The sequence below is a fragment of the Streptomyces sp. NPDC006691 genome, assembly GCF_042869955.1.
Taxonomy (GTDB): Bacteria; Actinomycetota; Actinomycetes; order Streptomycetales; family Streptomycetaceae; genus Streptomyces.
Map to the genome: position 1 here is coordinate 280674 of NZ_JBIAGW010000009.1, position 13556 is coordinate 294229.

The following is a 13556-nucleotide window of genomic DNA, read 5'->3' on the forward strand; positions in this document are numbered from 1 at the left end:
TTCGGTCAAGGGGGCGCCCGCCCCTTCGCATCATCCGTTACGCAGCCGGTATTCGCCGGAGGGTGCGCTCACCCAGAGTGCTGCCGCGCAACCAGATCGTTATCCTCAAGTTCCGCTCAGATGTAATGACGCTGGTCACAACTCACCACTACGGTCCTCCCCAACCGAGTGGGACGGAGCAAGAAGCCGATGAGCGGAGTATCAGTGGCCGAGGGGACCGAGGACGCGGTACCCGCGTCGGGTGACCTGGTCGTGCTGAACAACGTCAACAAGCACTTCGGCGCGCTGCATGTGCTCCAGGACATCGACCTGACCATCGCCCGGGGCGAGGTCGTCGTCGTCATCGGGCCCTCCGGGTCCGGGAAGTCCACGCTGTGCCGCACCATCAACCGCCTGGAGACGATCGACTCCGGGGCGATCTCGATCGACGGCAGGCCGCTGCCCCAGGAGGGCCGGGAACTGGCGCGGCTGCGGGCCGATGTCGGCATGGTCTTCCAGTCGTTCAACCTGTTCGCGCACAAGACGGTCCTTGAGAACGTCATGCTGGGCCAGGTGAAGGTGCGCAAGGCCGACAAGCGGAGCGCCGAGCAGAAGGCGCGGACGCTGCTCGACCGGGTCGGCGTCGGGACGCAGGCCGACAAGTACCCGGCGCAGCTGTCGGGCGGTCAGCAGCAACGCGTGGCGATCGCACGGGCGTTGGCGATGGACCCGAAGGTGATGCTCTTCGACGAGCCCACCTCGGCGCTGGACCCGGAGATGATCAACGAGGTCCTTGAGGTCATGCAGCAGTTGGCGCGGGACGGGATGACGATGGTCGTGGTCACGCACGAGATGGGCTTCGCCCGCTCCGCGGCCAACCGGGTCGTCTTCATGGCCGACGGCAAGATCGTCGAGGAGGCCACGCCCGACCAGTTCTTCAGCAACCCGCGCAGCGACCGGGCGAAGGACTTCCTCTCGAAGATCCTGCACCACTGACGCCTGACGCCTGATGCCTGACGAGTACTGACTGACGAGTACTGACTACTGATCGCTGACTACTGACCGCCGGCTACCGACGGCCGGTCCTCGTCAGCCGTCGGCCGACGACTGGGGCCGACGGCCCTCGGGCGGCAGTCGGGAGTCGGCAGCCGACGGGTGGCAGCCGACAGATGACGGATGACAGATGACGGAAGCTTAACGTCAACTGACTCTCGATACGGGGCAGTTACGGGGCAGTCGCGGAACGGCCGACCCGACCGGCCGCCGGCCCACCGATGACGACCAACGACCAACTACACAAGGAATGTTCGCCATGATGCTCCGCAAGTCCGCCGCCGTCGCGGCGATCGCCGTGTTCGCCCTGACCGCGACCGCCTGTGGCGGCAAGTCCGGCTCCGCCGGTGACAAGCAGTCCGCCCAGCCCGGTTCCAGCGGCGCCCCGCAGCTGCCGACGTACACCGTCGCCTCGAACGTCACGCTCGACTCGTCCACCCTCAAGGCGGCCAAGGCGCGCGGCAAGCTCGTCATCGGCTCCAAGGCCGACCAGCCCTACCTCGGCTTCGAGGACCAGTCGACCAAGGAGCGTTCCGGCTTCGACGTCGAGATCGCCAAGATGATCGCCGCCGATCTGGGCTTCAAGGCCGACCAGATCGAGTGGAAGACCGTCGACTCCGGTGTGCGTGAGACGGCGATCTCCAAGGGCCAGGTCGACTACTACGTCGGCACGTACACGATCAACGACAAGCGTAAGCAGCAGGTCGGGTTCGCGGGGCCGTACTACAAGGCCGGCGCCGACCTTCTGGTGCGCCAGGGCGACACCTCGATCACCGGCAAGGACGCGGTGAAGGGCAAGAAGGTCTGCTCGATCGTCGGCTCCACGCCGCTCCAGGAGATCAAGAAGCCCGAGTACGGCGCGTCCGTGGTCGAGCTGTCGAAGTACTCGGACTGCGTGCAGCAGCTCCTGTCCAAGCAGGTCGACGCGGTCACCACGGACGACGCGATCCTGAAGGGCTACGCCGCGAAGAACTCCGGCAAGCTGCACGTCGTCGGCAAGCCGTTCACCGAGGAGCCGTACGGCATCGGCATGAACAAGGACGACAAGGCGCTGCGCGACTTCATCGACAGCGCGCTGGAGAAGCACGAGAAGGACGGCACGTACAAGAAGATCTACGACGCCACGCTCGGCCTGTCGGGTTCGACGTACCAGGCTCCGCCGGCCGTCGCCCGCTACTGAGTGACGCGGCCCGCAGCGCCCCGTACCGCGGTACGGGGCGCCGGGCCCCGTCGCGCGCCCCGCTGAACCGGATGCACCCGCTGTACCCGCCGTACCCGCCGTACCCGCCGTACCCGCTGAATCCGTTGCACGCGTCGCACGCGTCGCACCCGTTGTCCCGATCGATGCCCCAGCCGCTGCCCGCCGACGCGGAGACCTCATGAACGTACTGCTCGACCATTTCGCGGAGTTCCGCGACGGCTTCATAGGCACCGTGGAGATCACCGCCGTCAGTTCGGTCATCGCCCTGGTCCTTGGCCTGCTGCTCGCCGGTTTCCGGGTGTCGCCCGTGCCGCCGCTGCGGTTCTTCGGCACGGCCTGGGTGACGTTGCTGCGCAACACGCCGCTGACGCTGCTCTTCCTGGTCTTCTTCTTCGTCGTGCCGGAGATCTGCTTTCCGGGTATGAGCCCGTTCCTGCTGGGTTCGCTGGCGCTGGGTTTCTACACGGCGTCGTTCGTGTGCGAGGCGGTGCGGTCCGGCATCAGTACGGTGCCGCTGGGGCAGGCGGAGGCGGCTCGTTCGATCGGGATGAGTTTCACGCAGACCTTGAGTGTGATCGTGCTGCCGCAGGCCACCCGGACGGTCATCCCGCCCCTGAGTTCGATCTTCATCGCGCTGACGAAGAACTCGGCGATCGCGGGGGCGTTCAGCGTGACCGAGCTGTTCGGCTGGCAGAAGCTGATGAGTGATCAGGGCTACGACATCGTGCCGGTCTTCCTGTGGGTGGCTCTGGGCTATCTGATCGTCACCTTCGCGATGAGCGGTCTCTTCCGTCTTCTGGAGCGCCGCATGGAGGTCGCCCGATGAGTGCCAGCGTTCTGTACGACGCCCCCGGCCCGAAGGCCGTCATCCGCAACCGCGTGTACGCGGTGGTGGGTTCGCTCGCTCTGCTGGCGCTGGTCGTGGTGGCCGTGGTGCGGCTCTCGGCGAAGGGCGATCTCGCCTACGGCATGTGGGACATCTTCAACTACGCGGGGATCCGGCAGAACATCGCCGAGGCGGTGCTCGCCACGTTGAAGGCGTTCGGTCTGGCGGCGGTCGGTTCGCTGGTGCTGGGGGTGGTGCTGGCGGTGGGCCGGCTCTCGGACCACAAGCCGGTGCGGTGGGTGGCGACGGCGTTCATCGAGCTGTTCCGTTCGATCCCGCTTTTGATCACGATCTACGCGGTGTGGATCGGTTTCCTCACCGACTACTCGATGTGGGCGCTGGCGCTCGGCCTGTCGATCTACAACGGCTGTGTGCAGGCGGAGGTGCTGCGTGCGGGGGTGAACTCGGTTCCCCGGGGGCAGCGTGAGGCGGCGTACGCGCTGGGGATGAGCAAGACGCAGGTCATGGTCAGTGTGCTGATGCCGCAGGCGGTGCGTGCGATGCTGCCGACGATCATCAGCCAGCTGGTGGTGACCCTGAAGGACACGTCGCTGGGCTTCATCATCCTGTATCCGGAGCTGTTGCAGACGGCTCGTCTGATCGCGAGCAACACGCAGGTCAACGGCCAGTATCCGTATGTGTCGACGATCGTGGTGATCGGCACGATCTATGTGGCGATGTGTCTGCTGCTTTCGGCGCTGGCCACGTGGATCGAGAAGCGGGGCCGTCGGGCGAAGACGGGTATCGCGATGGCGGCCGCGGCTCCGGTCACCGGGGACGGGTCCGGTCCGGCTCTGGCCGGTGACGGGGCCGATGGGCCGGATGTGGCGCCTGCCGCGACGAACTGACGGCATATGAGGCAGTGGCGTTCGCGTCGCTGCCTCCGTCACTTGACGCAAGCACGCGCAGTGGGTTGCATACGTTCTGTGATCGTGCACCGGGTTCCCCGCGCCACCTGCAAGCCGTCCCGCCGTGTCCTGGGAGTCGCGCCGTGGACCCGGTGATCGTCGTCGGGGCGGGTCCGGTGGGGCTGGCGCTCGCTCTGTCGCTGGCCGCGCAGGGCGTGCCGTCCGTCGTGCTTGACGAGGGGCCGGGCAAGGAGGAGCCCCGTGGGGTGCGGACGGTCGTGCTGCGGCCGGACATCGCGTCGTTCGTGGCGGGTCTGGGGTGCGCGGCGGTGCGGGACGAGGGGGCCCGCTGGGTGGCCTGGCGGTCGATGCGGCGTGGTCGGTTGCTGCGTCATGTGGAGTTCGGTGAGGGGCGGGCCGGGGGGCCGTCGCCGGTGCATGTGCCGCAGCATGCGTTGACCCGGGGGTTGCGGGACGCGGTGACGGCGTCGGGTCTGGTGCGGATCGTCACGCACAGCCGTCTGGACGCGTTGGAGCAGGACGCGGAGGGGGTGTCGGCGCATACGTCGGGGCCGGGCGGGACGTGGTGGCGGGGGAGTTTCGCGGTCGGCTGTGACGGTGCGCGCTCGACGGTGCGCAAGCTGCTGGATGTGCGGTTCACGGGACGGACGGCGGTGGAGCGTCAGGCGGTCGTGGCGCTGCGTACGGAACTCCCGTGGCCGGGTGAGGCGTTGTCCCATCGGTTGCCGCCGTGGCGGGCGGGGGGTGACGAGGTGACGGCGCGGCCGCTGCTCAATGGTGTGTGGCGGTTGGACTGGTTGCTTCCGCCGCGTGCGGAGCTGGTCACGCCGGATGCGTTGGTGGGCCGGATCCGGGACACGCTGGCGGGCTGGTGCGGTGAGACGGGGCCGTACGAGTTGTTGGACACGGGTGTTCACACGGTGCATCACCGGCTGGCGCGGCGTTGGCGGGTGCGGCGGGCGTTCTTGGCGGGGGATGCGGCGCATCTGCTGGGTGCGCTGGGCACGCAGGCTCTGGACGAGGGTCTGCGGGACGTGCAGAACCTGGCGTGGAAGCTGGCCCGGGTGTGGCATCACGGGGCGGCGGAGGGGCTCCTGGACAGCTATCAGGCGGAGCGGCGTTCGGCGGTCGCGGCCCGGTTGCGTGCGGCGGACCAGTCGTTGCCGATTCTTCGGGGCGGGGCGGGGTTGCGGGGCTGGGTGCCGGGGACGGCGCGGGGGCATGACGCGCTGGTGACGGACGGCCATCTGGGGCGTGGGCCGTTGGGCGCTCCGCCGGCCTATCCGGATTCGCCGCTGGCGCCGGGGCCGGCCGAGTCGCATCTTGTGGTGGGTACGGAGTCGGGTGGGCCGGTGGCTGATGTGCCGGTGATGGCGCCCGACGGGGCGACGGGGCCGCTGCGGGACCGGTTGGGCCGGGGCAGGCTGCTGGTGGTGCTGGTGGCGCCGGGTACGGGTGTGTGGGATCGCCGTCACTGGTTGACGGCGGGGGTGATGCCGGCGCTGGACGCCGCGGTGGGTGCTCTTCCGCTGGATGCGGAGCTGCTGGTGGCGGAGGACTATCCGGGGGCTCCGGCCCACGCCGTGCTCCTGGTGCGGCCCGACGGTCATCTGGTCGCGGCGTTCAACGGGGTGCAGCCCGAGGAGTTGTTCGCGGCGGCGGATGCGGTACGGGGTGGGGCTGGGCGCGGTGCGCGTACGGGTTCGGGTTCGGGTTCTGCCGGGGGTGCTGGGGCCGGTGCCGGTGGTGCCGGTGATGGTGTGGGCGGGGCTGGGGCTGGGGTGGCCGGGGTGTCGGGGGTGGGAGAGGCGGGGCGGACGGCGGACGTCAAGTGACAGTTGTCGTTTGTTGTCAACGGTGATCTGTTGTCGCTGAGCTGTCATCGGTGAACGGTCATCGGTAAGCCGCGTCCGGGCTCTGCCATCCGCCATCCGAACACTGATTGACCGACGCAGGCGTCCATGGTCTACTCCGAAACGTGACCGACACCGATGTGCGCCTGTGGCGGAGGGTCCATATGGACCTCGTCCGCTATGCGGGCTGCGTGTGTCGTCCGTCCTGCTGAGTCGCCTTTCCCTTCGCGCCGTTCCGCCGAGCCCCCGTGGTGCCGTCGGCCGTACGCGCGCATTCGCGAACTTCCCCAGGACGGTCCTTCGTGTCGCTCTCCGTCAACACCCCTGTCCGTACGCCCGTGCCCGCCCCCTCCCCCGTGGCGGCGCCCGATCCGGGTTCTGATGCCCCCGACGGTTCCGGTTCCGCGCCGAGTGCGGCGGAGTTGCTCGACTTCGCCCGCCGTACCGCGGCGGATGCCGCTCTGATCGCCTCGCTGCCCCTCGATGAGCAGGGCCGGACGTGGGTTCGGCTCGATGGGCCGGGTGGCAGTGAGGCGTGGCTGATCGGCTGGCCGCCGGGTACCGGGACGGGCTGGCACGATCATGGCGGTTCCCATGGGGCGTTCGCCACGGCGGCCGGTGCTCTGCGTGAGGATTCGCTCGCGGCGCGGTTGCCCACCGAGGGCTGGAAGACGTTGGAGCTGGCCGAAGGGGTGGACCGCTCAAGGGAGTTGGGGGCGGGCGGGGGCCGGGCTTTCGGGCCGCATCATGTGCATGAGGTGCGCAACGAGTCGCGGACCGAGCATGCGATTTCGGTGCACGCCTATTTTCCGCCGCTGCCGCTGATCCGGCGGTACAGCCGTACGGGTGCGGTGCTGCGGGTCGAGCAGGTCGAGCGTCCGGAGGACTGGAGTTGAGCGCGCGGCGTCCGGAACCGGTGGGGATCGACGCTCTGCTGGAGCGGGTCAGGGCGGACCTGGACCGGGTGACGGCGCGGGAGGCGTTCGCGGAGGCGGCCGGCGGGGCGCTGCTGGTGGACATCCGGTATGCGGCGCTGCGGGAGAGGGACGGGCTGATTCCGGGGGCGCTGGTCGTGGAGCGCAATGAGCTGGAGTGGCGGCTCGATCCGCAGGGCAGCCACCGTGCGGCGGAGGCGACGGGGCACGATCTGCGGGTGGTGGTGGTCTGCAACGAGGGGTATGCGTCGTCTCTCGCGGCGGTGTCGCTGCGGCAGTTGGGGCTGTACCGGGCGACGGATCTGATCGGCGGTTTCCAGGCGTGGCGCGCGGCGGGCCTGCCGCTCACTCCCCCGTCGGGCGGCGTCTAGCCGCGCGGGCGGGCCGCTGCCCGCGGGCCGAGGGAGGCCGGCCCGGCACGCGGCGTGCGGCCGGGTCCGGGTCGGCGGCCGGCTGGCTCGGGGGCCGGGACGGGCGGGCGGGCGGCTTGCCCGAGGCCGGCTCGTGGGCGGCTTGCCCGAGGCCGGCTTGCCCGGGTCGTGGCCCGTACGCGTCGGGCCCCCGTGGCTCGGGTCGCGTACGCGTCACGGCTCGTACAGGTCGTCCGCGTCGTCGCCCTCTTCTTGGAGTGCCTGGCGGACCACCCTGAGGGCCATGCCTTCGGGGTAGCCCTTGCGGGCGAGCATTCCGGCGAGGCGGCGCAGGCGACGGTCGCGGTCGAGGCCTCGGGTGGAGCGGAGTTTGCGCGCCACCAGGTCGCGGGCCCTGTCCTCTTCCTGGTCGGAGTCGAGCCGGGCCACGGCTTCGTCGATGACGGTGGTGTCGACGCCCTTGGTGCGCAGTTCGCGGGCGAGGGCGCGGCGGGCGAGGCCGCGCCCGTGGTGGCGGGATTCCACCCAGGCGTCGGCGAACGCGGCGTCGTTGATCAGGCCGACTTCTTCGAAGCGGGAGAGGACTTCTTCGGCTACGTCGTCGGGGATCTCCCGTTTCTTGAGGGCGTCGGCGAGTTGTTTGCGGGTGCGGGGGGTCCCGGTGAGCAGGCGCAGGCAGATGGCTCGCGCCCGCTCGGCCGGGTCTTGTGGCGATGGCGGTGTGTCGGCTTTGGCCGTGTGGGTGGCGTCGGCCGTGCCGCCGGGGCCGGCCCGTCGGGAGCGGCCCCTGGGGGGGCTGGGCTCCTCGGGGTCGGCCCACTCGGTCCTGCGGGTCACCGTTAGCTCTTGGCGGCGGTGGCCTTGGCCGTCTTGGCCTTGGTGGCGGGGGCGGGCACCGTGGTGGTGTCGGCTGCCGGGGCGGTCTCGCCCGCGGCGTCCTTGGTGTCCTTGCCGTCCTTGGCGGTGTCGGTGGCCGGCTCTTCCGGCCTGACGCCGACGCCGAGCTTCTCCTTGATCTTCCGCTCGATCTCGTTGGCGAGGTCGGGGTTGTCCTTGAGGAAGTTGCGGGCGTTCTCCTTGCCCTGGCCGAGCTGGTCGCCCTCGTACGTGTACCAGGCGCCGGCCTTGCGGACGAAGCCGTGCTCGACGCCCATGTCGATCAGGCCGCCTTCGCGGCTGATGCCCTGGCCGTAGAGGATGTCGAACTCGGCCTGCTTGAAGGGCGGCGCGACCTTGTTCTTGACGACCTTGACGCGGGTGCGGTTGCCGACCGCGTCGGTGCCGTCCTTCAGCGTTTCGATGCGGCGGATGTCGAGGCGTACGGAGGCGTAGAACTTCAGGGCCCGGCCACCGGTGGTGGTTTCGGGGGAGCCGAACATCACGCCGATCTTCTCGCGGAGCTGGTTGATGAAGATGGCGGTGGTCTTGGACTGGTTGAGCGCGCTGGTGATCTTCCGCAGGGCCTGGCTCATCAGTCGGGCCTGGAGGCCGACGTGCGAGTCACCCATCTCGCCTTCGATTTCGGCGCGCGGCACGAGGGCAGCGACGGAGTCGATGACGATGAGGTCGAGGGCGCCGGAGCGGACCAGCATGTCGACGATTTCCAGGGCCTGCTCGCCGTTGTCCGGCTGGGACAGGATCAGGTTGTCGATGTCGACGCCGAGCTTCTTGGCGTACTCGGGGTCCAGAGCGTGCTCGGCGTCGACGAACGCCACGGCGCCGCCGGCCTTCTGGGCGTTGGCCACGGCGTGCAGCGTGAGGGTCGTCTTGCCGGAGGATTCCGGGCCGTAGACCTCGACCACGCGGCCGCGCGGCAGTCCGCCGACGCCGAGGGCGACGTCGAGCGCGGTCGACCCGGTGGGGATGACCTCGATGGGCTCATTCGGCCGCTCGCCCAGGCGCATCACCGCGCCCTTTCCGAATTGCCGTTCAATCTGTGCGAGCGCGGCGTCGAGCGCCTTCTCGCGGTCGGTTCCTGCCATGGGTTCCACCCGATTTGCTTGAGTCGATCGCTTCACGTCAAAGACGCTAACCCCTGCCACTGACAATGGGCCCCGACGTCCTTCCAGCCTGTGGACAACTCCACCGGAAACGCGGTGGAACCCTTGCAAACACAGGGCCGGACTCTCATCAGAATGGATGTTCGATTTTGATGTCAAGCGCACCACGCCGTCCGGAGCACCCCGCTCCGGACGCGCGCCACGCCTGCTCCGCCCCACCCCGGACGTGCCCCGCGCCCGCTCAGGACATCCCGCGGGCCTGGTGTCTGCCGTGGACGCGGGGGTCGTCCGTGACGTCGTACCGCTTCACGTAGGCGCCGAGGAAGGCCTGGAGGGTCGCGACGGCGGGGATGGCGATGAGGGCGCCGACCGCGCCCATGAGGGCGGTGCCCGCGATCACCGAGCCGAAGGCGACGGCGGGGTGGATGTCCACCGTCCTGGCGGTGAGCTTGGGCTGGAGCATGTAGTTCTCGAACTGCTGGTAGACGACCACGAACCCGAGCACCCACACCGCGTACCACGGGTTCACCGTGAACGCGATCAGCATGGGCAGGGCGCCGGCCAGGTAGGTGCCGATGGTGGGGATGAACTGGGAGACCAGGCCCACCCACACCGCGAGCGCCGGGGCGTAGGGGACGCCCAGGACCTCCAGCAGGATGTAGTGGGCGATGCCGGAGATGAGTGCCATGAGGCCGCGTGAGTAGAGGTAGCCGCCGGTCTTGTCGACCGCGATCTCCCACGCCCGCAGCACCTCGGCCTGGCGGGCGGGCGGCAGGACGGAGCAGATGGTCCGGCGCAGCCGGGGTCCGTCGGCGGCGAAGTAGAACGAGAACAGGAAGATCGTGAGCAGCCGGAAGAGGCCGCCGAGCACGGTCGCGGAGACGTCGAGCACTCCGGTCGCGCTGTTCTGGACGTATTTCTGCAGCCAGTCGGAGTGGAGCAGGCTGTCCTGCACCTCGACGCGGGAGAGCTCGGTGTGGAAGGTGTGGTTGACCCAGTTGATCACCGAGTCGAGGTACTTGGGGAACTGCTCGACCATGTCGACGATCTGGCCCGCCAGCATCGAGCCGAGCAGCACGACGAAGCCGACCGTGGCGATCGCCAGGGCGAGGAAGACGAGGAAGGTGGCGAGTCCTCGGCGCATGCCGCGGCCCGCCATCCGGCCGACGGCGGGTTCCATGGCGAGCGCGACGAAGAACGCGATCAGGATGTTGATCAGCAGGCCGATGAGCTGGTGGAAGGCCCAGCTGCCCAGCTGGAAACAGGCGTACAGGGCCAGGACGAGTACGACGGCGCGCGGCAGCCAGCGGGGCATGCGGGCGGGGCCGCCCGCCCCGAGGGGGTGCGCCGGTGGCTTTCCGGCGGCGGGCGGCTCGTCCGCCGGGCCGCCGGTCGGGCCGGTTCCGGCGCTGTCCGCCCGGTCGCCCGCCAGGGTGGTTTCGCCGTCGGCCGTCGGGCCGGTTCCGGCGCCGCCGTCAGCGGGCCGGCCGGTTCCGCCGTCGGCTGCCCGGCCGCCCGCCGGGATGGTTTCGCGGTCGGCGGTGCGGTCGTCGGGGGTGATCTCATCAGTCGGTGCCACGGGGCAAGTCTCGCCCATGGGTCCGACAGCCGGTCGCCACCGCCCGTCCGGGCCGGGGAGCGCGGGCCGGGCCGGCGTATCGGGCCGTTCGGGCCGCGCGGGCCGGGGCGTCAGCCGTGGTCGTGCCGTTCACCCGAAGGCGGTCGCCCCGGCGCGGTGCCGGCCGGCGCGGTGCCGGCCGGCACCGCGCCGGTAACGGCGGACCGCACCGCGCGGGCGCGGAGGGGCGGCTATCAGCGTCGTTCGGCGGGTACGTCCATGGCCGCGCAGACCGCACGCCAGACGTCCTTCGCTTCCCAGCCCGCGTCGAGCGCCTCGTGCACGGTGCGCCCGCCCAGTTCCGTCATCACGTGGTCACGCGCGAAGGAGTCCGCGTAGGCGGCGCCGAAGTGGTCGGCCATCCGCTCCCAGAAAATCGTCAACCGCATGAGTCAAGTATCGCGCCCCTGAGAGTGCAGCCCCGTCCGTGGGGCTTGTCCGCGGCGCTGGGGGCCCTACCGTCTCCAGCATGGCTGGTTCCGGGGCATCCCCCCACTCCCTCGACTCCCCGCTGGCGCGTGCCGAGCACTTCGTCTGGCTGACGGCCAGGGTGCTCGAACAGCGCCGGTTCGCCTACCACTTCCTCGGCGGGGACGCCGACGCCGTCGAGGCGGCACTCACCGCCTATCAGGGTGACGACGGCGGCTACGGTCACGCGCTGGAGCCCGATCTGCGCGGCCCGGTCAGTCAGCCCCTGCACACCGCGCACGCGCTGCGGGTCCTGGACTCGGTCGGCCGGCTGGGCGGGCAGCGCGTGGAGCGGATGTGCCGCTATCTGACGGAGGTGTCCACCAGGGACGGGGCGCTGCCCGCGCTGCACCCCTCGCAGCGCGGCTACCCGGCGGCGCCGTTCGTGCCGGTGGTCGACGATCCGCCGAGTGCGCTGCTGACCACGGGTCCCGTGGTGGGGCTGCTGCACCGCAACCAGGTGTGGCACGCCTGGCTCTTCCGGGCCACCGACTTCTGCTGGGCCGCGGTCGACGCGCTGGAGAGCTCGCATCCGTACGAGGTGGAGGCGGCGGTCGCCTTCCTGGACGGCGCGCCGGACCGTTCGCGGGCGGAGGCGGCCGCCGACCGGCTCGGCCGGCTCGTGCGGGAGCAGGGTCTCGCGGTGCTCGATCCGGCGCGGACCGCCGAGTATCCGGTCGCGGAGGGGTACGCGCCGGGCGAGCACCACTTTCCGCACGACTACGCGCGCGAGCCCCGGTCGCTGGCGCGGCGCTGGTTCACCGACGAGGAGATGGGGCGCTCGCTCGACCACTTGGCGGCGGAGCAGCGCGCGGACGGGGGCTGGCCGATCCGCTGGCGGGCGTGGGCGCCGGGCACGGAGCTGGAGTGCCGGCCGATGGTGACCATCGAGGCGCTGCGTACGCTGCGCGCCCACGGCCGTGCCATCGAGTGAGGCGGGGCCGGGGCCGGGATGGGGGCCGGTGTCCCGCGGGAAGGGCGGTGGGAGCGCCGTGGCGGCCCGGCCGGCGGTCCCCCGGCACAGGTCCGCCCGTGCCGCCGCCCGTGCGGCCGTGCGCCCGCTCAGCCGTCCGGGGTCCGTATGCCCGGCCGGCCGTCCGGAGTCCGTGGCCCGCTCAGCCTCCCAGGGCCCGTACGCCCGCGGTGGCGAGCACGGCGGCCGCGACGATCACGAGGAACGGGGCGCGCAGCAGCAGGGCGACGGCCGCGGCGGCGAGTCCGGCGGCGCGGGCGTCGATCAGTACCTGGTGGCCGGTGCTGAAGGTCTGCTGCGCGGTGAGTGCGGCGAGCAGGGCGACCGGCAGGAGCGCGGCCAGCCGTTTGACCAGGGGGCGGTCCAGCGCGCCGGCGGGGACGAGCAGGCCGAGGAGCTTGGCGAGGTAGCAGCCGAGGGCGGTGGCGGCTATGGCGATCCAGACGTTCAACGTGCTTGTCCCTTCGGGGAGTTCCCGAGCTCGCCGGTTCCACCCGGATCGGTGATGTCGTCTCCGGCGGGGCCCGCGGCGGTGGCAGGGGCGTCGCCCGGGGCGGGCTCCGGGGCGGTGGCGTTGGCTCCGCGTCCCTTCAGGAAGAGCACGAGGGGGGCGGCGAGGGCGGCGCCGAGGACGGGGACGCCGGCGGGCAGGACGGGCAGCAGGGCGAGGACGAGGACGACGGCGAGGGCGGCGGTGGCGCGCTCGGTGGTGGTCTTGAGCATGGGGGCGAGGAGGGCGAGGAAGACGGCGGGGCTGGCGGCGTCGAGTCCCCAGGCGTCGGTGTCGCCGAGGGCGCGTGCGCCGAGGGCTCCGGCGAGCGTGGTCAGGTTCCACAGCGCGTAGAGGGTGGCGCCGGTGACGGTGAAGCCGATGCGGGCGGCGCGTCGGGTCGGCTGGGCGAGGGTGACGGCGGTGGTCTCGTCGATGACCCAGTGGGCGGCGAGGGGGCGCAACGCCCTGGGGAGCGCGAGCAGTTGGGACAGGCGCAGCCCGTAGAAGGCGTTGCGGGTGCCGAGGAAGAAGGCGCCGGCGGCCGCGGTGAGGGGGTTGCCGCCGGCGGCGAGGGCGCCGACGAGGGCGAACTGGGAGGCGCCGGTGAAGACGAGGAGGCTGAGCGCGCACGTCTGGAGGAGGCTCAGTCCCGAGCCGGCGGAGGTCACGCCGAAGGCGAAGCCGGAGAGTCCTACGGCGACGCCGACGCCCAGCGCGTCGCGGACGACGGCCGCGTCGGCCTTGCCGCCGGCGCGGGCGCCGGGCGGTATCTCCGGGGGTGCCTGTGGGGGTGCTGTCTGTTCTGTTGCCACGTCGTGGACGTTAGAAGAGGGTGCCGTTCTGGTTCTTGTACGTTC

At 70.9% G+C, this 13556-nt stretch carries 14 protein-coding genes and 1 pseudogene; 9 read left to right on the forward strand and 6 right to left on the reverse strand.

The window, feature by feature from the left end; all coding sequences use genetic code 11:
- Nucleotides 1-189 precede the first annotated feature (189 nt).
- From ACFYNP_RS21775 to ACFYNP_RS21810, 8 genes are all read left to right on the forward strand, one after another.
- Nucleotides 190-975 (forward strand): amino acid ABC transporter ATP-binding protein, encoded by a 786-nt coding sequence (locus ACFYNP_RS21775; RefSeq protein ID WP_388420108.1) that lies wholly within the window; start codon nucleotides 190-192, stop codon nucleotides 973-975.
- Between the two features lie 316 nt (nucleotides 976-1291).
- On the forward strand, nucleotides 1292-2212 hold the full coding sequence (locus ACFYNP_RS21780; protein WP_388787348.1) for a glutamate ABC transporter substrate-binding protein: 921 nt from the start codon (nucleotides 1292-1294) through the stop codon (nucleotides 2210-2212).
- 199 nt (nucleotides 2213-2411) lie between these two features.
- Nucleotides 2412-3059, forward strand: a complete 648-nt coding sequence (locus tag ACFYNP_RS21785; RefSeq protein ID WP_388420111.1) for an amino acid ABC transporter permease — start codon at nucleotides 2412-2414, stop codon at nucleotides 3057-3059.
- Nucleotides 3056-3967 carry an amino acid ABC transporter permease gene (locus ACFYNP_RS21790; RefSeq protein ID WP_388420113.1) on the forward strand — a complete coding sequence of 304 codons (912 nt, stop codon included), beginning with the start codon at nucleotides 3056-3058 and terminating at the stop codon, nucleotides 3965-3967. The genes ACFYNP_RS21785 and ACFYNP_RS21790 overlap by 4 nt, the downstream gene beginning before the upstream one ends.
- Before the next feature lie 143 nt (nucleotides 3968-4110).
- On the forward strand, nucleotides 4111-5823 hold the full coding sequence (locus ACFYNP_RS21795) for an FAD-dependent monooxygenase (RefSeq protein WP_388787351.1): 1713 nt from the start codon (nucleotides 4111-4113) through the stop codon (nucleotides 5821-5823).
- 158 nt (nucleotides 5824-5981) lie between these two features.
- Nucleotides 5982-6053 carry a putative leader peptide gene (locus ACFYNP_RS21800; protein ID WP_309544753.1) on the forward strand — a complete coding sequence of 24 codons (72 nt, stop codon included), beginning with the start codon at nucleotides 5982-5984 and terminating at the stop codon, nucleotides 6051-6053.
- Between the two features lie 144 nt (nucleotides 6054-6197).
- The gene (locus tag ACFYNP_RS21805) at nucleotides 6198-6737 is read left to right on the forward strand and encodes a cysteine dioxygenase (protein ID WP_388420117.1); all 540 of its coding nucleotides are present in this window, start codon (nucleotides 6198-6200) and stop codon (nucleotides 6735-6737) included.
- Entirely contained in the window at nucleotides 6734-7147 is a 414-nt protein-coding gene (locus ACFYNP_RS21810) for a rhodanese-like domain-containing protein (protein WP_388787354.1), read from the forward strand. The genes ACFYNP_RS21805 and ACFYNP_RS21810 overlap by 4 nt, the downstream gene beginning before the upstream one ends.
- 213 nt (nucleotides 7148-7360) lie before the next feature.
- Here ACFYNP_RS21810 and recX read toward each other — a convergent pair.
- From recX to ACFYNP_RS21830, 4 genes and pseudogenes are all read right to left on the reverse strand, one after another.
- Nucleotides 7361-8077 (reverse strand): annotated as a pseudogene (gene recX, locus ACFYNP_RS21815) (recombination regulator RecX); the annotation flags it as partial.
- Nucleotides 7987-9129, reverse strand: a complete 1143-nt coding sequence (gene recA, locus ACFYNP_RS21820) for a recombinase RecA (protein ID WP_331447590.1) — start codon at nucleotides 9127-9129, stop codon at nucleotides 7987-7989. The pseudogene recX and the gene recA, both read right to left, overlap by 91 nt.
- A 259-nt stretch (nucleotides 9130-9388) precedes the next feature.
- Nucleotides 9389-10462 carry an AI-2E family transporter gene (locus tag ACFYNP_RS21825; RefSeq protein WP_388787400.1) on the reverse strand — a complete coding sequence of 358 codons (1074 nt, stop codon included), beginning with the start codon at nucleotides 10460-10462 and terminating at the stop codon, nucleotides 9389-9391.
- 497 nt (nucleotides 10463-10959) lie between these two features.
- Nucleotides 10960-11154 carry a DUF3046 domain-containing protein gene (locus ACFYNP_RS21830; RefSeq protein WP_161247070.1) on the reverse strand — a complete coding sequence of 65 codons (195 nt, stop codon included), beginning with the start codon at nucleotides 11152-11154 and terminating at the stop codon, nucleotides 10960-10962.
- Between the two features lie 80 nt (nucleotides 11155-11234).
- On the opposite strand from ACFYNP_RS21830, the gene ACFYNP_RS21835 reads away from it, so the two are divergent.
- On the forward strand, nucleotides 11235-12167 hold the full coding sequence (locus tag ACFYNP_RS21835; protein WP_388787357.1) for a hypothetical protein: 933 nt from the start codon (nucleotides 11235-11237) through the stop codon (nucleotides 12165-12167).
- Between the two features lie 181 nt (nucleotides 12168-12348).
- Here the strand turns inward: ACFYNP_RS21835 and ACFYNP_RS21840 are convergent, their stop codons facing one another.
- Nucleotides 12349-12657, reverse strand: coding sequence for an AzlD domain-containing protein (locus tag ACFYNP_RS21840; RefSeq protein WP_376210039.1), 309 nt, complete (start codon nucleotides 12655-12657; stop codon nucleotides 12349-12351).
- Nucleotides 12654-13469, reverse strand: coding sequence for an AzlC family ABC transporter permease (locus ACFYNP_RS21845; RefSeq protein WP_388787403.1), 816 nt, complete (start codon nucleotides 13467-13469; stop codon nucleotides 12654-12656). The genes ACFYNP_RS21840 and ACFYNP_RS21845 overlap by 4 nt, the downstream gene beginning before the upstream one ends.
- Between the last annotated feature and the right edge of the window lie 87 nt (nucleotides 13470-13556).